The organism is Rhodanobacter sp. UC4437_H4, assembly GCF_052978425.1.
Genome location: NZ_CM129673.1, coordinates 3,666,352 through 3,685,193, shown reverse-complemented (window position 1 = coordinate 3,685,193; position 18,842 = coordinate 3,666,352). Strand labels below are relative to the sequence as shown.

Genomic DNA, 18,842 nt, shown 5'->3' with positions numbered 1-18,842 from the left:
GCCAGGCAACACCACTCCTGCCATCATGGTGAACACCCGATGCGCTGCGCGCGGTTGACCAGCCGCGACGCGGAACGCAGGTTGGATTTGCCGGTGTCCAACGATCCATTGCCGGCACGTCCATGGGAAATCGTGCCAAACAGTTGGGGGGCAAGCCTTGAACGCGGTGACCCGTCGAGGCTGGCCAACCTGGCTGCGGAAACGGCGCACGCGCGAATCCGCATCCGGTGGCTGAAGAACGTGATCGCACGTGGTACCGGCCCCGTCACGTAGAATGTGTTGCCGTTGCCAAAGCCAAGACTGAGTTTTCGCCTCTCACGACCAAGCAAGGACCGCCATGTCAACCGCACTTTTGATGCAACTGTTCCAGATCATGCTGGTTCTCGGCCTGGGCACGGCGTTGGCGGTTTCCGCCATACGGTTGATGTGGATTGCCGGCAGTTTCCTCAAGCGCAAATCGCGCCTGTTGCCGTAAAGACAAGTCGCACGAAATGGCGTCCGGCCGGGCCGCCGTCAACTGATGTTGCCATCGGTCGAGTAGAATCACGACATTGCTGGCTCCGTGGTTCCTCTGCCCATGTTCGTGACGCCGCGCCTCATCCTGTTGCTCTTGTTCGCCTTCTTCGCACTGTGCGTGCTGCTGGTGCATTTGCGCGGGCGGGTGCGGTTGCGTTTCGACCGCCAGCTGGTGGATCACTCGGCAGTGTTCGCGCCGTACAACCTGCTGATGTACGCGTTCTCGGCGGTGCCGGCCAAGCCGATACTCGACCGCCGCGGATTTCCCGAGCTGGATTTGCTGCAGGCAAACTGGGAGACGATCCGGGCCGAGGCGCTGCACCTGACGGACCGGGGACACATTCGCGGCACCACGAAGAACGACGACGCCAGTTTCAACAGCTTCATCAAGCAGGGCTGGAAGCGCTTCTACCTCAAGTGGTACGGCGAGCCGCTGGCGTCGGCGCAGGCGTTGTGTCCGAAGACGGTGGAACTGCTCAATGCGATCCCCGGAATCAAGGCGGCGATGTTCGCCACGCTGGCGCCCAACAGCAAGCTCAATCCGCATCGCGATCCGTTTGCCGGTTCGCTGCGCTATCACTTGGGCCTGATCACGCCGAACTCGCGCGACTGCCGCATCTTCGTCGATGGCGAAGAGCACGCCTGGGGCGACGGCAAGGACGTGGTGTTCGACGAGACCTTCGTGCACTGGGTGGAGAACAAGACCGACCAGACCCGGGTGATCCTGTTCGCCGACGTGGAGCGCCCGCTGCGCACGCGCTGGATGAGTGCGATCAACCATCGCGTGGGCGCGTTCATGGGCAAGATCACCGCTTCGCCCAACAGCGACACCGGTACCGAGAAGACCGGCTTCGTCAACCGCCTGTACGCGTGGAGCCAGCGCAAGGGCGCCATGCATCAATGGAAGGCGGCGTTCAAGCGGCGTCACAAGAAGCTGTACAAGGCCGGAAAATACGTCGGCATCCTTGTGCTGTTGTGGCTGATTTTCCTGGCTCCCTGGCCATTGCTCCGCTAGCGGTCACGTTTCGCTCCGTCCATGCGTCCTGGCAGCATCCTTTCCCCGGAGTGCCTCATGGATTCGCAAACCGCCCTGTTCCAGCAACACCGCCAGCGCCTGTTCGGCCTGGCCTACCGCATGCTCGGCACGCCCGCCGACGCCGAGGACGTGCTGCACGATGCCTGGCTGCGCTGGCACGCACAGAATGTCGCCGCGCTGGACGACCCGGAAGCCTGGCTGGTCACCGTGACCACGCGCATCGCGCTGGATCGCCTGCGCCGGGCCAAGACCGAACGTGCGCACTACTCCGGCCCCTGGCTGCCGGAGCCGCTGACCGTGGATGCCGACCAACCCGAGGCGCAACTGGAACGCGCCGAAAGCCTCACCCTCACCTTTCTGCTGTTGCTGGAGCGGCTGAGCCCCGAGGAGCGTGCCGCCTTCCTGCTGCGCGAAGTGTTCGACTACAGCCACGCCGAAACGGCCTCGATGCTGGAAATCAGCGAAGACGCCTGCCGCCAGCGCGTGCACCGGGCGAAGCAGCGGCTGCGCGAGGATCGACCGCGCCAGACGATGCCGAACGCCGACATCCAGCGGCGCCTGCTCGAACGCTTCATGCAGGCGCTGCAGCAGCCGGACATGCCCACGTTGCGTGCCTTGTTTGCCGAAGACGCCATGAGCGTATCCGATGGCGGCGGCCTGGCGCGGGCCACCCTGCACCCGCTGCACGGCGCCGAGCGGCTGGCCCGGCTGTACATGCAGATCGCGCTGCAGCAGCAGCGCCATGGTGGCGTGCGCCACGAAATCCGTCAGCTCAACGGTACGCCGGCCCTGTTCGGCTGGCAGGGCGACACGCTGGTCTCGGCCAGTTGGATCGACGACGACGGCGAACGCATCACCGCCGTGCATGCCCTGCGCCACCCCGGCAAGCTTGCCCGGCTGGCGGCGGTCACGAAATCGACGGCGCCCACGTCCTTGCACTGAACGGCCGGTCCCGGCCGCACACCGCAAGGAGAACCCCATGCCTCGTTTCAACATCAACAAGCGCCTCGACGCCGTGAAGCCCCTGTTCGCCCTGGGCGAATACATCAAGAACTCCGGCATCGAACAAAGTCTGATCGAACTGGTACAGATGCGCGTTTCCCAACTCAACGGTTGCGCCTACTGCCTGGACATGCACAGCAAGGATGCCCGCGCCGCCGGCGAGACCGAGCAGCGCCTGTACGTGCTGCAGGCCTGGCGCGAGGCGCCGTTCTACAGCCCGCGCGAGCGTGCCGCGCTGGCCTGGTGCGAGGCGGTGACCCGGCTCGACCCGGTGCACGGCGTGCCGGACGAGGTCTACGAACAAGCCCGCACCGAATTCAGCGAAGAACAGCTGATCGACCTCAACATGGCAGTGATCGCGATCAACAGCTGGAACCGCATCGCCATTCCCTCTCGCGCGGAACCCGGTCACTACCGGGCGGCGCAACACTGAACCGGCGGCGCCTCGCGCAAACCGTGCACGGCAAGCCTGCCTCGCGATGCGCGCCAACGGCGTATCCCGTCAACGGCATGACACCGGCCGGGGCACCACCATCCCGCGCCGATCCAACGAAAAGGCCGCGGCATGCCGCGGCCTTCATTGCGCCCAGCGGCGTCCCGGATCAGGCCGCGAGGCGCTTCACGATGGCGTCGGCGAAGCTGCCGGTGCTGCCCTTGCCGCCGATGTCCGGCGTCACGCTGTCGCGATCGTTCGTCATGGTGTCGCGGATCGCGGCGCGCAGCTTGTCGCCCTTGGCCACCATGTCCAGGTAGTCGAGCATGTCGGCCGCGGCCAGCAGCAGCGCGCAGGGGTTGGCGATACCCTTGCCCGCGATGTCCGGTGCCGAGCCGTGCACCGCCTCGAAGATCGCCGCGTGCTCGCCGATGTTGTCGCCCGGCGCCAGGCCGAGGCCGCCGACCAGGCCGGCGCACAGGTCCGAGAGGATGTCGCCGAACAGGTTGGTGGTGACGATCACGTCGAACTGGTACGGGTTCATCACCAGCTGCATGCAGGTGTTGTCCACGATCATCTCGTTGAACTCGATCTGCGGGTATTCCTTCGCGATCTCGCGCGCCACGTTGAGGAACAGGCCCGAGCTGGTCTTCAGGATGTTCGCCTTGTGCACCGCGGTGATCTTCTTGCGGCCCTTCTTCACCGCCAGCTCGAACGCGTAGCGCACGATCCGGCTGCTGCCCTTGCGCGTGTTGCGCGCCACCGACTCGGCGATCTCGCCGTCGGCGGACAGGGTTTGCCCCTCGGAGCGGTAGGCGCCCTCGGTGTTCTCGCGCACGGTGATGATGTCGATGTTCTCGTAGCGCGACTTGGTACCGGGGAAGCTCACCGCCGGGCGCACGTTCGCGTACAGGTCGAAGTGGCGGCGCAGGGTCACGTTGACCGAGGTAAAGCCGCCGCCGATCGGCGTGGTCAGCGGGCCCTTCAGCGCGACCTTGTGCTCGGCGATCTTGTCCAGCGTGGCCTTGGGCAGCAGGTCGCCGTGCTTCTCCAGCGCGACCATGCCGGCGTCGACGAAGTCGTATTTCAGGCCGCAGTCCAGCGCGTCGAGCACGCGCAGCGTGGCGGTCATGATCTCCGGGCCGATGCCGTCGCCCGGGATCACGGCGATGGTGTTGTTCATGGGGGGACTCCTTGGGGGCTGATCGCATGCACGGCGCGCAAGGCGCGCGTCAAGACCGCCCATTATCGCTCATGCGCCCCAATGCCGGACACCCGTCCGCCGCGCAAGTCGTTGCAAATCCTCGCATGGAGCGTTGCGGAAAGCCGCATGCGCGCGGGCGTCTCAAGCGTGGTCGGCGCACTCCGGCGCACCGGACTCGCCGTTCTCCAGCTGGTCCAGGAAATCCACCGCGCGGCGCAGATGCGGGATCACGATCGAGCCGCCCACCACCAGGCCCACGCTGAACACCTCGAAGAACTCGTCGCGCTGCACGCCGGCTTCCTTGCACCGGGCCACGTGGTAGCTGATGCAGTCGTCGCAGCGCAGCACCATCGAGGCGACCAGGCCCAGCATCTCCTTGGTCTTCACGTCCAGCGCGCCGGCCTTGTAGGTCTGCGTGTCCAGCGCGAAGAAGCGCCGCACGACCTGGTTGTCCTCGGCCAGGATGCGCTCGTTCATGCGTTGGCGGAACGCGGTGAATTCGGCCAGCTTGTCGCTCATGCGCCCGCCTCCAGCAATTGCGCCAGTTTGCCGCTGCGGTCGGCCGCCGCTAGGTCGTCGAAGCCACCGACGTGGTGATCGTTGATGAAGATCTGCGGCACGGTGCGCGCGCCACCGCTGCGCGTCAGCATCGCCTCGCGCTGGGACGGGTCGGTGTCCACGCGCACCTCGGTCCACTCCAGCCCACGGGCCTTGAGCAGGTTCTTGGCGGCCACGCAGTAAGGACACACCGCGGTGGAATAGACCTCGATCTTCGACATCACGACAACTCCGCAAAACGGGGGAACCGCCTGTAAATGGGGCGTCCGGGACAACAGGCAAGGTGGGAACCGACGCCGCCCGGGGCGGTCACAATGCTATTGTCGCCCAAGAGCGTGGGCGGTAGAAATCTTCCGGGCTGCAAAAGCGTCTGCGCGGTCCATATTTCCGCCGATTCTTGGCCCATGGAACCACCATGGGCCGGCGAATCGCCAAAAATCTGTCCTCACGCAGCCACTTTTTCGCCTCGAAAGTTTCTACCGCCCACGCCCCTAGCCATGGCCATGACACCACGACGACCCGCCCGGCGTGTTCTGACTGCGCTGCTCTGCGCCGGCCTGACCTGCATGGCCAGCGCGCAGGACGACGTACGCCTGCCCGACCTGGGCAGCTCGGCCGACGCGCTGATCTCGCCGCAGGAGGCGCGTGATTACGGCGCCTCCATGCTGCGCCAGATGCGCGCGCTGGACATGGTGGTGGACGACCCGCTGCTGGACGACTACGTCAACGATCTCGGCCATCGCCTGGCATCCAACTCCGACAAGCCCAAGGACCACTTCGCCTTCTTCATCGTGAAGGACCCGGAGATCAACGCCTTCGCCGCGCCGGGCGGCTACATCGCGGTCAACTCCGGGCTGTTCGTCATCACCCGCGACGAGAGCGAACTGGCCGGCGTGATCGCGCACGAGATCGGCCACATCACCCAGAACCACCTGCAGCGGGCATTCGAGGCCTCGCGCAAGGATGCACCGCTGATGGCGCTGGTGCTGCTGGGTGCGGTACTGGCCGGCGCCGGCAGCCACAGCGGCGACGCGCCGATGGCGGTGCTCGCCGGCGGCCAGGGCCTGATCGCGCAGCGTTCGATCAACTTCACCCGCAAGGACGAGATCGAGGCCGACCGCGTCGGCATCCAGACCCTCGCCAAGGCCGGTTTCGACCCGGAAGCGATGGCGGCCTTTTTCCAGCGCATGCAGGACGTGCTCAGCACCGGCGCCGGTGGCGACGACGTGCCCGTCCTGCTGCAGACCCATCCGGTGACAAGCATGCGCATCAGCGACGCCAAGGCGCGTGCCGGCGCACTGGTGGCGGCGCAGAAGCTGCGGCCCTCGGGCACCGTCATGGACGTGCAGCAGTGGCAGCAGCACACCGCGCCGATCGCCTTCGTCAAGGACCCGACCTCGCTGCTGGACACGCCCAGGCCCGGCCCGCTCGACACCTACCAGCTGATGCGCGAACGCGTGCGCGTGCTGGCCGGCGACGCCACCCGCGAAGCGACGTACTACGGCTCCAACCTGCAGGACCGGCCTGCGTTCGACACCCCGGCCAACCATTACGGCTACGCGCTGGCACTTACCCGCAGCGGCCGCGGCGCACAAGCGGTGGCGCAGTTGCAGCCGTTGCTGCGCGACGCGCCGGACAACCTGATCCTCAAGCTCGCGCTGGCCGATGCCAGGTTGCAAGCCGGCCAGCGTGCCGCGGCGCTCGCCATCTACCAGGACCTCAACGAACAATCGCCGCGCAACCGCGCGGTGGCGCTGGCCTACGCCAAGGCGCTCACCGCCGGCGGCGACAAGGCGCAGGCCGGCCTCGCCGCCAGCTTGCTGCGCCCCCTGCTGGACGACGCCAGCGAACCGGAGATCTACAGCGCCTACGCCCGCGCCAGCGACGCAGCCGGCGACAACGTGCGTGCCGGCGAGGCGTTCGCCGATGCCAGCTATTACTCCGGCCGCCCGTTCGACGCGATGGAACAACTGCAGCGTCTGCTCAAGCGCAACGACCTGGATTACTACGCCCGCGCACGCATCCAGGGCCGCATCACCGAACTGACGCCGCTGCTGCTGGAGCTGCGCAAGCGCCGGATCGAGACCAAGGACAACCCGGACAGCCAGCAGCACGCACAACCGTTCGGCCCGTGCATCGAGCCCGCCTGCCGCGGCAGCGCGCCAGTCTCCGCCTGGCGGCAGGATTGATCCGCCGCTGAAGGTCCTTTGCGCGCCGGCGCATCATGCATCGTCCACCGCCATGGGCCAGAATGGGCCATGTCCAGACCTTCCGCCCGCGTACCCGCCATCGACCTTGCCGCCCCGCAGCTGTACTTCAGCCGCGAGCTGGCCGCCCTGGAGTTCAACTTCCGCGTGCTGGCGATGGCCCGCGATGCCGGCGTGCCCCTGCTCGAACGCGTGCGCTACATGAGCATCGTGGCGAACAACCTCGACGAGTTCTTCGAGGTTCGCGTGGCGATGCTCAAGCATCACCACGCCTACGGCTCGGCCGCGCCGGGCCCGGATGGCGTGCCCTCCGGCGAATTGCTGGCGCGCATCCGCAGCCGCGTGCTGGACCTGGTGGCCGAGGTCTACGCCGCCTGGCAGGAACAGATCCGCCCGCAGCTGGAGCAGGAACACATCCATATCCTCACCCGCAAGCAGTGGACGCCGCGCCAGCGACGCTGGCTGCAGGGCTATTTCGAGCACGAGGTGCTGCCGGTGCTGTCGCCGCTGGGGCTGGACCCGGCGCATCCGTTCCCGCGCATCCTCAACAAGACGCTGAACATCGCGGTCGTGCTGAAGGGCCGCGACGCCTTCGGCCATGAAGGCCATCTGGCCTTGGTGCGCGCACCGCGGTCGCTGCCGCGGATCATCCGCGTGCCGGCCGAGGTCAGCGGCCGTGGCCATCACTTCGTGTTCCTGGCGGAGTTGCTGCAGGCTTTCGTCGACCTGATGTTCCCCGGCCTCAAGGTGCTCGGCTCGTACCAGTTCCGCGTCACCCGCAACAGCGAGCTGATCGTCGAGGAGGCGGAGGTCGAGAACCTCGCGCTCGCCCTCAGCGAGGAGTTGCTCGGCCGCGGCTACGCGCGCCCGGTGCGGCTGGAGATCGCCGAGGATTGCCCGCAGGCGATCACCGCGCTTCTGGTGGAGAAATTCCAGCTCGGCGAGGCCGACGTCTACCGCTGCGACGGCCCGGTCAACATCATCCGCGCCGGCCTGATCTACGACTGGCTGGACCGTGCGGAGCTGAAGTTTCCGCGCTTCACCCCGCAGTTGCCGCCGTCGCTGGACAGCAGCCTGAACAAATTCAAGGTGATCGCCAAGGGCGACGTGCTGCTGCACCATCCCTACCAGAGCTTCGCCGCGGTGATCGACCTGCTGCGCCAGGCCGCCGCCGACCCGCAGGTGCTGGCGATCAAGCAGACCCTGTACCGCGCCGGCGAGGACACCCCGCTGGTCGACCTGCTGGTGGAGGCCGCGCGCCACGGCAAGGACGTCACCGTGGTGATCGAACTGCGGGCGCGCTTCGACGAGGAGGCCAACATCCGCCTGGCCACGCGGCTGCAGGAGGCCGGCGTGCAGGTGGTGTACGGCGTGGTGGGTTACAAGACCCACGCCAAGATGATGCTGATCGTTCGCCGCGAGGGCGACACCTTGCGCCGCTACGCGCACCTGTCCACAGGCAACTACCACCAGGCCAACAGCCGCGTGTACACCGACATCGGCCTGATGACCGCCAACCCCGAAATCGGCGAGGACTTGCACAAGGTGTTCCAGCAGCTGTCCGGACTGGGCCCGGTGATCGAGCTGAAGCGCCTGCTGCATTCGCCGTTCACGCTGTATCGCGGCGTGCTGGCCCGGATCGAGCGCGAGACCGAACACGCCCGCGCGGGGCGACCGGCGCGTATCGTGGCCAAGCTCAACGCGCTCAACGAGGCGAAGGTGATCACCGCGCTGTACACCGCCTCGCAGGCCGGCGTGGAGATCGACCTGATCGTGCGCGGCGCCTGCACCTTGCGACCCGGCCTGCCCGGCGTCTCCGAGCGCATCCGGGTGCGCTCGATCGTCGGGCGTTTCCTCGAACACAGCCGGGTGTACTGGTTCGCCAACGATGGCGAGGCGGAAATCTACTGCGCCAGCGCCGACTGGATGGAGCGCAACCTGATGCGGCGGATCGAGATCGCCTTCCCCATCCTCGATCCGCAGCTGGCCGCGCGTGTCTACGACGAGACGCTGGCCAACGGCCTGGCCGACAACACCCAGGCGTGGCTGCTCGACAGCGACGGCCGCTACACCCGCGCCGAGCCCGGCGACAACCCGCCGTACAGCGCGCAGCAGACGCTGCTGGAACGACTGTGCCCGTGAGCCGCCTGCAATGCGCGCACGCGTGCGAGAATCCGCACTTCGCGATTGCCGGAGCGCCGGATTGAGCGCAGTCGAACAAACGCCGATCCGCGATGGCGAACTGATGGCCGCCATCGACATGGGCTCGAACAGCTTCCACATGGTGGTGGCGCGCATGGAGCATGGCGAACCGCGGGTGATCGACCGCCTGCGCGACACCGTGCGCATGGCCGCCGGCCTGCGCGCCGACGGCAGCCTGGATGCCGAACGGCGCGCGCGCGCACTGGCCTGCCTGGCCCGCTTCGGCCAGCGCATCGCCGGCTTGCCCACCGCGCGCGTGCGCGCCGTGGCGACCAATACCGTGCGCCAGCTCGCCTCGCCGCAAACCTTTCTGACCGCGGCGGAAGCCGCGCTGGGCCACCCGATCGAGGTGGTCTCCGGCCGCGAGGAGGGCCGCCTGATCTTCCTCGGCGCCGCGCACGACCTGCCCGCCTCGCGCGAGCCGCGGCTGGTCATCGACGTCGGCGGCGGCAGCACCGAATTCATCATCGGCCGCGGCCTCGCGCCGTTGCACACCGAGAGCGTGCAGGCCGGCTGCATCGCCTCGACCCTGCGTTTCTTCCCCGGCGGCAAGATCACCCGCGCGCGCTGGCAGCGCGGCCTGAGCGAGATCGGCGTGCTGCTGCAGCAGTTCGCGGAGGACTATCGCGAATCGGGCTGGCAGGATGCGTTCGGCTCGTCCGGCACCACCAAGTCGATCGGCGCGGTAGCACTGGCCATGGAGCTTTCCGACGACGGCATCACGCCCGCGGCGCTGGCCGCCCTGCGCGATGCGCTGATCGAGCAGGGCCAGGTCGGCACGCTCAAGCTGCCGGGCCTGGTTCCCGAACGCACGCCGGTGTTCGCCGGCGGCGTGATGATCATGGAAGCGGCCTTCACCGCGCTGGGCATCGAGCGGCTGCGCGTGTGCGAAAGCTCGATGCGCGAAGGACTGCTGTGGGACCTGCTCGGCCGCGCCGGCGGCAGCGACCCGCGCACCGCCAGCATCGACGCGCTGGCGACCCGCTACGGCGTCGACCGCGCGCAGGCACGGCGAGTGGAAGCGACGGCACTGATGCTGTTCGACCAGGTCGCGCGCAACTGGAAGCTCGACGCCGATGCGCGTGAGTGGCTGTCCTGGGCCGCGCGGGTGCACGAGATCGGCTTGGCCATCGCGCACAGCCAACATCATCGCCACGGCGCCTACATCCTGCGTCATGCCGACCTGGCTGGCTTCTCGCGGCAGGAGCAGGAATTGCTGGCCGCGGTGATCGAACTGCACCGGCGCAAGCCGGACAAGTCCATCATCGCCAGCCTGCCGCTGCGTTATCGCGCGCTGGCGAAGCACATCACCGCGCTGTTGCGTCTGGCCGTGCTGTTCCGCCGCGCCCGCCGCGCCGAGTCGCTGCCGCAGATGCAACTGGCAGCCAGCGCCCGCTCGCTGCGCCTGAAACTCCCGCCGGGATGGGGCGAGCAGCACCCGCTCACCGAAGCCGACCTGCAACAGGAAAAGGCGCCGATGACCGAACTTGGGGTGAAACTGGATCTCGCGAACAAGTGATCCGCCTTTTTCGCGGCATGCCGATGCCATGCCGCGTATCATGGACGCCCGCCTCGTGAATGCCGGTCCGGATCGCTCGCTGCCATGCTCAAATCCCTGCTGATCGCCCTGCTCCTGCTCGTTCCGTTCGGCGCCGCCGCGCAGGCGGGCAAACCTGCACCGGCCACATCGAGCGCCGCGCCCGTCGCCGCACCGCCGCACGTGCTGCTGCACACATCGCAGGGCGATCTCACGCTGGAGCTGTATCCGGACAAGGCGCCCAAGAGCGTGGCCAACTTCCTGCAGTATGTGCGCGACGGCTTCTACGACGGCACCCTGCTGCACCGGGTCATCCCCGGCTATCTGGTGCAGGGCGGCCTCTACACCCGCGACCTGCAGCCCAAGCGCACGCGCCCGGCCATCGCCAGCGAGGCGGACAACGGGTTGTCGAACCTGCGCGGCACGATCGCCGTCGCCCGCGGCGCCGATCCCAATTCCGGCACCGCGCAGTTCTTCTTCAACCTGGTCGACAACCGCCGGCTGGATTTCGTCGGCAACCAGAGCGGCCTCACCTGGGGCTTCGCGGTGTTCGGCAAGGTGACCAAGGGCATGGACGTGCTGGACAAGATCGCCGCCCTGCCCACCCGCCCGCTGGGCCCGTTCGCCGGCGACGTACCCGAGCCACTGGTGGTGATCGAGAAGGCCAGCGTGATCGGCGAAGAGGTTCAGGCGCCGGCGAGCAGCGCCAAGGCGCCGGCCAGGGCAGCATCTGTCACCAAGCCGACCAGCAAGCCGGCGGCGAAGCAGTCCGGCGGGAACTGATCGGCATGGCCACGTTGTTCATCGCCGACCTGCACCTCGATCCCGCACGCCCGCAAATCACCCGCCTGTTCGAGAATTACCTCGCCAGCGACGAAGTGCGAAGCGCCGACACGCTGTACATCCTCGGCGACCTGGTGGAAGCCTGGATCGGCGACGACGATGATGCCGAGTTGCCGCAGCGCATCGCCGAGGCCATCCGCGCCGTGCACGATGCCGGTGTGCCGGTGCATTTCATGGTCGGCAACCGCGACTTCCTGCTCGGCGAAACATTCGCCACCCGCGCCGGCATGACCCTGCTCGACGACGGCACCGTGCGCGACATCCAGGGCCGGCCCACCTTGCTGATGCACGGCGACACGCTGTGCACCGATGACCTCGCCTACCAGGCCGTGCGCAAGCAGGTTCGCACGCCCGAATGGCAGGCGCAGATCCTGGCGATGCCGCTGGAGGCGCGCCGCGCGTTTGCCGCCAAGGCCCGCGCCGACAGCAAGGCACACACCGGCAGCACCATGGAAAGCATCATGGACGTCAACGCCGAGGCGGTCGCCGCGGCACTGCGCGGAGCGGGCGTGACGCGGTTGATCCACGGACACACGCATCGGCCAGCCATCCATCGTTTGGAACTGGACGGAAAGCCGGCCGAGCGGATCGTGCTGGGGGACTGGTACGAACAGGGGTCGGTGCTGGTGGTGGACGGCGAGCGCGTGGAGCTGCGTGGATTGGCGACGGGGTGAGGCCCCATGGGCCAGAAACTCGACATCAAGGATTGATTCCCCGAACCGTTCGGGCTGAGCGTAGCGCTGGAGGCCCGCAGTCGAAGCCTCGGCGCGACCTGCCAAGCAAGAGCTCGCTTCGATGGAATGCGTCGTGGCGTAGAGGGCGCGGAGATTGTGAATCCCACCCACGGGACTCACCCCTTCGCGCTGTGCGCTACGGGGCCAGCCTTCGGCTGTCCAAATTCGTTCCAGACGAATTTGTCGCTCGCGGAGGCAGGATGCCGGAGCGAACAGCGGCAAAGCCGCTGGCCCGAAGGGTGAGGCGCAGGATGCGCCGAGTCACCGGAGAGTTCGTCCACTGCCTCTCTCCGCCAGATACGCAAAACGCCCGCTTCGACGGAGCACGTGGTTACTTGGTCGTGCACCAGGGATTGTTCGGCCCATCCATGGGCCTCACCCCTTCGCGCTGCGCGCTACGGGGCCAGCCTGCGGCTGTCCAATTTTGTTCCAGACGAATTTGTCGCTCGCGGAGGCAGGATGCCGGAGCGAACAGCGGCAAAGCCGCTGGCCCGAAGGGTGAGGCGCAGGATGCGCCGAGTCACCGGAGGGTCCGTCCACCACCTCTCTCCGCCAGATACGCAAAACGCCCCTTCGATGGAGCGTCTGATTGCGTGGTTGTGCGCGAGGGATTGTTTGGCCCATCCATGGGCCAAACCCCTACGCGCTGCGCGCTTCGGGGCCAGCCTGCGGCTGTCCAAATTCGTTCCAGACGAATTTGTCGAACGGTTGGTCCGTCCACCATCTCTCTCCGCCAGATACGCAAAACGCCCCGTTCGGGGCGTTTTGCGTATCTGGCGGAGAGAGAGGGATTCGAACCCTCGATCAGGCTTTTGACCCGATACTCCCTTAGCAGGGGAGCCCCTTCGGCCACTCGGGCATCTCTCCGGGGTTTTGCCGCATGACTGCGGAGCCGGCAAGGATACTGATCGGCGCGGCCCAGGTAAAGTCTTGAAACGGTGGTCAGTGGTCGCCGCTGTCGTCCGGAGCGCTGCCGGCGTCGTGTTCACCGCGGATTCGCTGGTAGATTTCCTCGCGATGGACGGCCACGGTTTTCGGCGCGTTGATGCCGATGCGTACCTGATTGCCTTTCACGCCAAGAACGGTGACGGTCACCTCGTCGCCGATCATCAGGGTCTCACCGACCCGGCGGGTCAGAATCAACATGATTGCTACTCCATAAAATGCTGCTGGTCACAGGCTTGCGGATTGACCCTGCCTCACCCCTGAGCGTGAGTCCATCCGCGGCTCGACGTTTTTGATCCGTCGAAGGCCCTACCGCCTTCCCGGCTCACAGCCAAAACACTCCTTAAGCGTCCTGACTGGCGGCTTTGCGCCTTTTGGCGAAAAACCGACCTCCGCGGATACTAACTGAGCACGATTCCCCGGTGCAATCGGCGCTGCAGCAGTCGTTAAGCCGAATCAACGCGAGGAAACCCAGTCGGCAAGACCCGCCAGGATCGCCGGCAAGTCGGCGCTGTCGGAACCGCCGCCCTGGGCCATGTCGGGTCGACCGCCGCCCTTGCCACCGATCTTCGCCGCGACATGGGCGACCACGTCACCGGCCTTGATCCGGCCCAGCGCCTTGCCGTGTACACCGGCGATCAGCGCGACCTTGCCGTCGGCAGCCCCGGCCAGCAGCACCACGCAATCGCCGAGCTGCTGCTTGAGCTGGTCGACGCTGTCGCGCAGCGACTTTGCGTCGAACCCTTCCAGGCGCGCAGCGACCACCTTGATGCCGTCGACGTCTGCAGCCGAGGCAGTCAGGTCGGCAGTGGCGGAACCGGCGGCCTTGCTGCGCAGCGAATCCAGTTCGCGCTCGAGTTTCTTCTGGCGATCGAACAACTGGCGCAGTTTTTCCACGGCGTCGTCGCCGCTGCTGGAGAGCAGACGGGAGAGATCGGCGAGGCGGCGCTCCTCCTCGGCGACATGCGCGAGCGCACCGTCGCCGGTGACCGCCTCGATGCGACGCACGCCGGAGGCGACGCCGGATTCGCCGACGATCTTGAACAGGCCGATGTCGCCGGTGCGGTTGACGTGCGTGCCGCCGCAGAGTTCGGTGGAAAAGTCGCCCATCTTCAGCACGCGCACTTCATCGCCGTACTTTTCGCCGAAGAGTGCCATGGCACCAGTGGCGATCGCCTCGTCGTAACCCATGCGGTGCACCTCGGCGGCCGCGTTGCGGCGCACCTCGGCGTTGACCATCGACTCGACGCGAGCCAATTCCCCATGGCTTACTGGCTTGGGGTGCGAGAAATCGAAACGCAGGCGCTCCGGCGCCACCAGCGAGCCCTTCTGGGTGACGTGGGTGCCGAGCACCTCGCGCAGCGCCGCATGCAGCAGATGCGTGGCCGAGTGGTTGAGCACGATCGCCTGGCGGCGCGCGGGATCCACCTGGGCGTCGAGCAGGTCGCCGCTGCGCAGCGGTTGCGTGCCGTGCCAGTGGCCGGCGTGGCCGAAGAACACGCCGCCCATCTTCAAGGTGTCGTCGACCGCGAAACGGCCGGACGTGCCGGACAACGTGCCGGTGTCGCCGACCTGGCCGCCGGATTCGGCGTAGAACGGCGTGCGATCCAGGATCAGCAATCCTTCCTCGCCCTCGCCCAGCCGGTCGACATGGCGACCGCCGCGCACGATGCCAAGCACCTTGCCGCCGCGGTCTTCCAAGGCCTCGTAGCCGAGGAACACGGTAGGCGGCAGTTGGCTGGCCAGCTCGGCCGGCATCTGTCCCCTCGCCTCGAACTTGCCGGCGGCGCGGGCGCGTTCGCGCTGCTCGTTCATGGCCTGCTCGAAGCCGGCCATGTCGACGTCGAGGCCGCGCTCGCGTGCGATGTCGGCGGTGAGGTCGACCGGGAAACCGTACGTGTCGTAGAGGCGGAACGCCTCGGCGCCCGGGATGGTCTTGCCGGACTTCGCCGCGGCCTCGTCGAACAGCCGCATGCCGTGTTCCAGCGTTTCGCCGAAACGCTGCTCCTCGGTGCGCAACGCATCCTCGACGATGGCCTGCTTCTCTTTCAGCTCCGGATAGGCCTCGCCCATCTCCTCCACCAGCGGCGCCACCATCTTCCAGAAGAAGTCGCCGCGCACGCCGAGCATCCAGCCGTGCCGCAGCGCGCGGCGGATGATCCGGCGCAGCACGTAGCCGCGCCCCTCGTTGGAGGGCAGCACGCCGTCGACGATCAGGAAGGAACAGGCGCGGATGTGGTCGGCAATCACGCGCAGCGACTTGTTGGCCAAGTCGGGCGTGCCGGTGAGTTCGCCGGCGACGCGGATCAGGTGCGCGAACAGGTCGATCTCGTAATTGGAATGCACGTGCTGCAGGATCGCGGCAAGCCGCTCCAGGCCCATGCCGGTATCCACGCACGGCGCCGGCAGCGGGCTCAGCGTACCGTCGGGGGCGCGGTCGAACTGCATGAACACCAGGTTCCAGATTTCGATGTAGCGGTCGCCGTCCTCATCCGGCGAACCGGGCGGACCACCGGCGATGTGCGCGCCGTGGTCGTAGAAGATCTCGGTGCACGGGCCGCACGGGCCGGTGTCGGCCATCTGCCAGAAATTGTCGGAGGCAAACGGCGCGCCCTTGTTGTCACCGATGCGGATGATGCGCTCGACCGGCACGCCGATCTCGTCGCGCCAGATCGCGAAAGCCTCGTCGTCGGTGTGGTAGACGGTGACGGTGAGCCGCTCCGGCGGCAGCTTGAACACCTGGGTCAGCAGCTCCCACGCCCAGCCGATCGCCTCATGCTTGAAGTAGTCGCCGAACGACCAGTTGCCGAGCATCTCGAAGAACGTGTGGTGGCGCGCGGTGTAGCCGACCTGGTCCAGATCGTTGTGCTTGCCGCCGGCGCGCAGGCAGCGCTGCACGTCGGCCGCACGCACGTAGCCGGGTTTCTCGCTGCCGAGGAACACATTCTTGAACTGCACCATGCCGGAGTTGGTGAACATCAAGGTCGGGTCGCTGGCCGGCACCAGTGAACTGGACGGCACGATGGCGTGGCCCCGGGCGCGGAAGAAGTCGAGGAAGGCGGAACGGATTTCGGAGGTTTTCATGCGGATCGCGGTGGCTGGCGGCAGGGGGTCACACCGGCTTGGCGCCAATCGCTCCGCCACCGCCGGGTGGCGATGGATGTCAGGGAAGATCGTCGGCGTCGTCCACTTCGGCGTGGGTAACACGTCGTACTGTGGCGGCGGCAAAGCCGCGGCGCAAGAGGAACTGTGCCCGGCGGGCGCGTTCGGCGGGGTCATTCGTGCCCGCGCCACCGTAGCGCCGGCGCAGTTGGGCGGCGGCCGAGGCGTCCCAGTCGACCTCCGCCGCGTCCAGCAACTCGCGGATGCGGGCGTCGGCCAGGCCGTGGCTTTTCAGCTCCTGGCGCAGGCGCATGGGTCCGTAGCCCTGGGCAATCCGGCTGCGCAGCAGCACTTCGGCGAAGCGGTCGTCGTCCTGGTAGTGCTGCTCGCCCAAACGATCCAGCGCCGCAGCGGTTTCCTCGCCCTCGTAGCCGCCCTGGCGCAGCTTGGTCTTCAGTTCCTTGCGCGAATGCTCGCGGCGGGCGAGCAGGCCCAGCGCCTTCTCGTAGGCGCTGCGTTGGGGTTTGGTCGGGTTGCCCGCGCCAGGACGCTTGTTCATGTCATGGCCATGCGAACGCATACCGGGTACGGGCAAATTCCCCCCGCCGTTCTGCCTGGGCGTGGCGTGGCGGAGCCGAAGGGCGACCCTTCGACTCCGATCCTGCGGATCCACGCCCGGGCGGACCGGCCGGGAAGACATGCATCGTCGCGCCGAGATACGGCACCTGGCCAAAACGCGCATGGCCCGGGCGAGCCGGGCCATGCGCATGCAACGGAACGTCAACCATCACGGCTCACGCTTCCTCGAGCGCCTCTTCGGGACCGGCCGCGGCCGCCTTGCCCACCGGCACCAGCAGGCGTTCGCGCAGCTGCTTGTCGATCTCGTTGGCGATGGCCGGATTGTCGCGCAGGAACTGGCGCACGTTCTCCTTGCCCTGGCCGATGCGGTCGCCGTTGTAGCTGTACCAGGCGCCGGACTTGTCGATCAGGTTCTGCGCCACGCCCAGCTCGATGATCTCGCCTTCGCGCGAGGTGCCCTCGCCGTACAGGATTTCGAATTCGCACTGGCGGAACGGCGGCGCCACCTTGTTCTTGACCACCTTGACGCGGGTTTCCGAGCCGATGATCTCGTCGCCCTTCTTCACCGCGCCGATGCGGCGGATGTCCAGGCGCACCGAGGCGTAGAACTTCAGCGCGTTGCCGCCGGTGGTGGTCTCGGGGCTGCCGAACATCACGCCGATCTTCATGCGGATCTGGTTGATGAAGATCACCAGGCAGCCGGACTTCTTGATGTTGGCGGTGAGCTTGCGCAGCGCCTGGCTCATCAGGCGCGCGTGCAGGCCGACGTGGGAGTCGCCCATTTCGCCCTCGATTTCCGCCTTCGGGGTGAGCGCGGCAACCGAGTCGACCACCACCATGTCCACCGCGCCCGAGCGCACCAGCATGTCGGCGATTTCCAGCGCCTGCTCGCCGGTGTCGGGCTGCGACACAAGCAGGTCGTCGACCTTGACGCCGAGCTTTTCCGCGTAGGTCGGATCGAGCGCGTGCTCGGCATCGATGAACGCGGCAGTGCCGCCGGCGCGCTGGCAGCTGGCGATGGCCTGCAGGGTCATGGTGGTCTTGCCGGAGGACTCCGGGCCGTAGATCTCGACTACGCGGCCGCGCGGCAGGCCGCCGACGCCCAACGCGATGTCCAGGCCCAGCGAACCGGTGGAAACCGTCTCGATCGCCTCGTTGACGCGGTCACCCATCCGCATCACGGCGCCCTTGCCGAACTGCTTCTCGATCTGGCCGAGGGCGGAGGTGAGCGCCTTGCGCTTGTTGTCATCCATCGTTGGTATTCCGGTTGGGCGGTGAGTGGGAGGCATGATGCCCGGATCGAATCTCACGGGTTGCGATCATGCGGGCTCGGCCGCGCGCGGCAACGGGCCATGATCGGAACGTGCAGTATCCCACACTCGTCAAGCCGGTCCGGCAGCGCGCGGCGCCTCATTCCGTCAGGGTTTTCCGCAAGCCTTCGAGCGCCGCCGCCACGGTTTGCCGGCGCACGGCCTCGCGATCGCCGGAAAAATGGAACAGCCGCGCATGGGCGTAACCGCCGCGGCGTTTCCAGCCGATCCAGACCGTACCGACGGGTTTGCCCGGCATGCCGCCGGTCGGACCGGCGATGCCGGTCACCGCTACCGCCACGCCGGCACCGAAGCGCGCCAGTGCGCCGGCCACCATCTCCAGCACGGTCTCTTCGCTGACCGCGCCGGCATGCTCCAGCGTGCGCGGGTTGACCCCGAGCAGGGCCTCCTTGGCCTCGTAGCTGTAGGTGACCACGCCGGCGTCGAACCAGGCCGAACTGCCCGGCAGGTCGGTCAGCGTCTTGGCGATCCAGCCGCCGCTGCAGGATTCGGCCGTGACCAGCATCAGGCGGCAGCGCTGGACCTCGCTGGCCACCTCGCGTGCCAGCGCCAGCAACTCGGCATCGGTAGGAACGGACGACAACTCCATGCGAGACTCCCGGACTTGAGCGCA

The 18,842-nt window shown here is 67.3% G+C and carries 17 protein-coding genes and 1 tRNA gene; 9 read left to right on the top strand and 9 right to left on the bottom strand.

Translation table 11 applies throughout. The annotated features are described in order from the left end of the window. The first annotated feature begins 337 nt into the window (after nt 1–337). The 4 genes from ACVCL3_RS16665 to ACVCL3_RS16650 all read left to right on the top strand — a co-directional run bounded on the left by ACVCL3_RS16665 (nt 338) and on the right by ACVCL3_RS16650 (nt 2,987). Nucleotides 338–475, top strand: coding sequence for a hypothetical protein (locus ACVCL3_RS16665; RefSeq protein WP_395119565.1), 138 nt, complete (start codon nt 338–340; stop codon nt 473–475). Between the two features lie 102 nt (nt 476–577). After that, entirely contained in the window at nt 578–1,531 is a 954-nt protein-coding gene (locus tag ACVCL3_RS16660) for an aspartyl/asparaginyl beta-hydroxylase domain-containing protein (protein WP_447098469.1), read from the top strand. Between the two features lie 57 nt (nt 1,532–1,588). Beyond that, entirely contained in the window at nt 1,589–2,494 is a 906-nt protein-coding gene (gene sigJ / locus ACVCL3_RS16655; protein ID WP_447100015.1) for an RNA polymerase sigma factor SigJ, read from the top strand. A gap of 37 nt (nt 2,495–2,531) precedes the next feature. After that, entirely contained in the window at nt 2,532–2,987 is a 456-nt protein-coding gene (locus ACVCL3_RS16650; protein WP_447100014.1) for a carboxymuconolactone decarboxylase family protein, read from the top strand. Nucleotides 2,988–3,156: 169 nt separating this feature from the next. Here the strand turns inward: ACVCL3_RS16650 and ACVCL3_RS16645 are convergent, their stop codons facing one another. The 3 genes from ACVCL3_RS16645 to grxC form a co-directional block, all read right to left on the bottom strand. Continuing rightward, nucleotides 3,157–4,170 carry an isocitrate dehydrogenase gene (locus ACVCL3_RS16645; RefSeq protein ID WP_447100013.1) on the bottom strand — a complete coding sequence of 338 codons (1,014 nt, stop codon included), beginning with the start codon at nt 4,168–4,170 and terminating at the stop codon, nt 3,157–3,159. Nucleotides 4,171–4,332: 162 nt separating this feature from the next. Beyond that, the gene (locus tag ACVCL3_RS16640; protein ID WP_447100012.1) at nt 4,333–4,710 is read right to left on the bottom strand and encodes a carboxymuconolactone decarboxylase family protein; all 378 of its coding nucleotides are present in this window, start codon (nt 4,708–4,710) and stop codon (nt 4,333–4,335) included. Continuing rightward, nucleotides 4,707–4,970: a glutaredoxin 3 gene (gene grxC, locus ACVCL3_RS16635; protein ID WP_395119571.1), complete on the bottom strand. Its 264-nt coding sequence runs from the start codon at nt 4,968–4,970 to the stop codon at nt 4,707–4,709. Before grxC ends, ACVCL3_RS16640 begins: the two co-directional genes overlap by 4 nt. A gap of 276 nt (nt 4,971–5,246) precedes the next feature. Here grxC and ACVCL3_RS16630 point away from each other — a divergent pair, with 276 nt between their 5' ends. The 5 genes from ACVCL3_RS16630 (at nt 5,247) to ACVCL3_RS16610 (ending at nt 12,212) form a co-directional block, all read left to right on the top strand. After that, nucleotides 5,247–6,938: a M48 family metalloprotease gene (locus ACVCL3_RS16630; RefSeq protein ID WP_447100011.1), complete on the top strand. Its 1,692-nt coding sequence runs from the start codon at nt 5,247–5,249 to the stop codon at nt 6,936–6,938. A 69-nt stretch (nt 6,939–7,007) separates the two neighbouring features. Continuing rightward, nucleotides 7,008–9,098, top strand: coding sequence for a polyphosphate kinase 1 (ppk1, locus tag ACVCL3_RS16625; protein WP_447100010.1), 2,091 nt, complete (start codon nt 7,008–7,010; stop codon nt 9,096–9,098). Between the two features lie 61 nt (nt 9,099–9,159). After that, complete coding sequence (locus ACVCL3_RS16620; RefSeq protein ID WP_447098463.1) at nt 9,160–10,677, top strand: Ppx/GppA phosphatase family protein; 1,518 nt, start codon at nt 9,160–9,162, stop codon at nt 10,675–10,677. Between the two features lie 84 nt (nt 10,678–10,761). Next, on the top strand, nt 10,762–11,478 hold the full coding sequence (locus tag ACVCL3_RS16615) for a peptidylprolyl isomerase (protein ID WP_395119575.1): 717 nt from the start codon (nt 10,762–10,764) through the stop codon (nt 11,476–11,478). Between the two features lie 5 nt (nt 11,479–11,483). Further along, nucleotides 11,484–12,212, top strand: a complete 729-nt coding sequence (locus ACVCL3_RS16610; RefSeq protein ID WP_447100009.1) for a UDP-2,3-diacylglucosamine diphosphatase — start codon at nt 11,484–11,486, stop codon at nt 12,210–12,212. A gap of 834 nt (nt 12,213–13,046) precedes the next feature. Here the strand turns inward: ACVCL3_RS16610 and ACVCL3_RS16605 are convergent. From ACVCL3_RS16605 to ACVCL3_RS16580, 6 genes are all read right to left on the bottom strand, one after another. Then, nucleotides 13,047–13,139: transfer RNA gene (locus ACVCL3_RS16605), tRNA-Ser, on the bottom strand. Nucleotides 13,140–13,214: 75 nt separating this feature from the next. Further along, nucleotides 13,215–13,418, bottom strand: a complete 204-nt coding sequence (gene csrA, locus ACVCL3_RS16600) for a carbon storage regulator CsrA (RefSeq protein WP_395119577.1) — start codon at nt 13,416–13,418, stop codon at nt 13,215–13,217. A 255-nt stretch (nt 13,419–13,673) separates the two neighbouring features. Continuing rightward, complete coding sequence (alaS, locus tag ACVCL3_RS16595) at nt 13,674–16,301, bottom strand: alanine--tRNA ligase (protein ID WP_447100008.1); 2,628 nt, start codon at nt 16,299–16,301, stop codon at nt 13,674–13,676. A gap of 79 nt (nt 16,302–16,380) precedes the next feature. Beyond that, a complete protein-coding gene (locus tag ACVCL3_RS16590) occupies nt 16,381–16,878 on the bottom strand; it encodes a regulatory protein RecX (protein WP_447100007.1) in 498 nt (165 codons plus the stop codon). Between the two features lie 235 nt (nt 16,879–17,113). Beyond that, entirely contained in the window at nt 17,114–18,151 is a 1,038-nt protein-coding gene (recA, locus tag ACVCL3_RS16585) for a recombinase RecA (RefSeq protein WP_395119580.1), read from the bottom strand. Between the two features lie 157 nt (nt 18,152–18,308). Further along, a complete protein-coding gene (locus tag ACVCL3_RS16580) occupies nt 18,309–18,818 on the bottom strand; it encodes a CinA family protein (protein ID WP_447100006.1) in 510 nt (169 codons plus the stop codon). Nucleotides 18,819–18,842 lie beyond the last annotated feature (24 nt).

Coding starts and splice junctions, on each gene's coding strand:
- ACVCL3_RS16590 (WP_447100007.1), bottom strand. CDS start 16,878: ATGAACAAGCGTCCTGGCGCGGGCAACCCGACCAAACCCCAACGCAGC.
- csrA (WP_395119577.1), bottom strand. CDS start 13,418: ATGTTGATTCTGACCCGCCGGGTCGGTGAGACCCTGATGATCGGCGAC.
- ACVCL3_RS16580 (WP_447100006.1), bottom strand. CDS start 18,818: ATGGAGTTGTCGTCCGTTCCTACCGATGCCGAGTTGCTGGCGCTGGCA.
- ACVCL3_RS16610 (WP_447100009.1), top strand. CDS start 11,484: ATGGCCACGTTGTTCATCGCCGACCTGCACCTCGATCCCGCACGCCCG.
- ppk1 (WP_447100010.1), top strand. CDS start 7,008: ATGTCCAGACCTTCCGCCCGCGTACCCGCCATCGACCTTGCCGCCCCG.
- grxC (WP_395119571.1), bottom strand. CDS start 4,970: ATGTCGAAGATCGAGGTCTATTCCACCGCGGTGTGTCCTTACTGCGTG.
- recA (WP_395119580.1), bottom strand. CDS start 18,151: ATGGATGACAACAAGCGCAAGGCGCTCACCTCCGCCCTCGGCCAGATC.
- ACVCL3_RS16640 (WP_447100012.1), bottom strand. CDS start 4,710: ATGAGCGACAAGCTGGCCGAATTCACCGCGTTCCGCCAACGCATGAAC.
- ACVCL3_RS16615 (WP_395119575.1), top strand. CDS start 10,762: ATGCTCAAATCCCTGCTGATCGCCCTGCTCCTGCTCGTTCCGTTCGGC.
- alaS (WP_447100008.1), bottom strand. CDS start 16,301: ATGAAAACCTCCGAAATCCGTTCCGCCTTCCTCGACTTCTTCCGCGCC.
- ACVCL3_RS16650 (WP_447100014.1), top strand. CDS start 2,532: ATGCCTCGTTTCAACATCAACAAGCGCCTCGACGCCGTGAAGCCCCTG.
- ACVCL3_RS16665 (WP_395119565.1), top strand. CDS start 338: ATGTCAACCGCACTTTTGATGCAACTGTTCCAGATCATGCTGGTTCTC.
- sigJ (WP_447100015.1), top strand. CDS start 1,589: ATGGATTCGCAAACCGCCCTGTTCCAGCAACACCGCCAGCGCCTGTTC.
- ACVCL3_RS16630 (WP_447100011.1), top strand. CDS start 5,247: ATGGCCATGACACCACGACGACCCGCCCGGCGTGTTCTGACTGCGCTG.
- ACVCL3_RS16660 (WP_447098469.1), top strand. CDS start 578: ATGTTCGTGACGCCGCGCCTCATCCTGTTGCTCTTGTTCGCCTTCTTC.
- ACVCL3_RS16645 (WP_447100013.1), bottom strand. CDS start 4,170: ATGAACAACACCATCGCCGTGATCCCGGGCGACGGCATCGGCCCGGAG.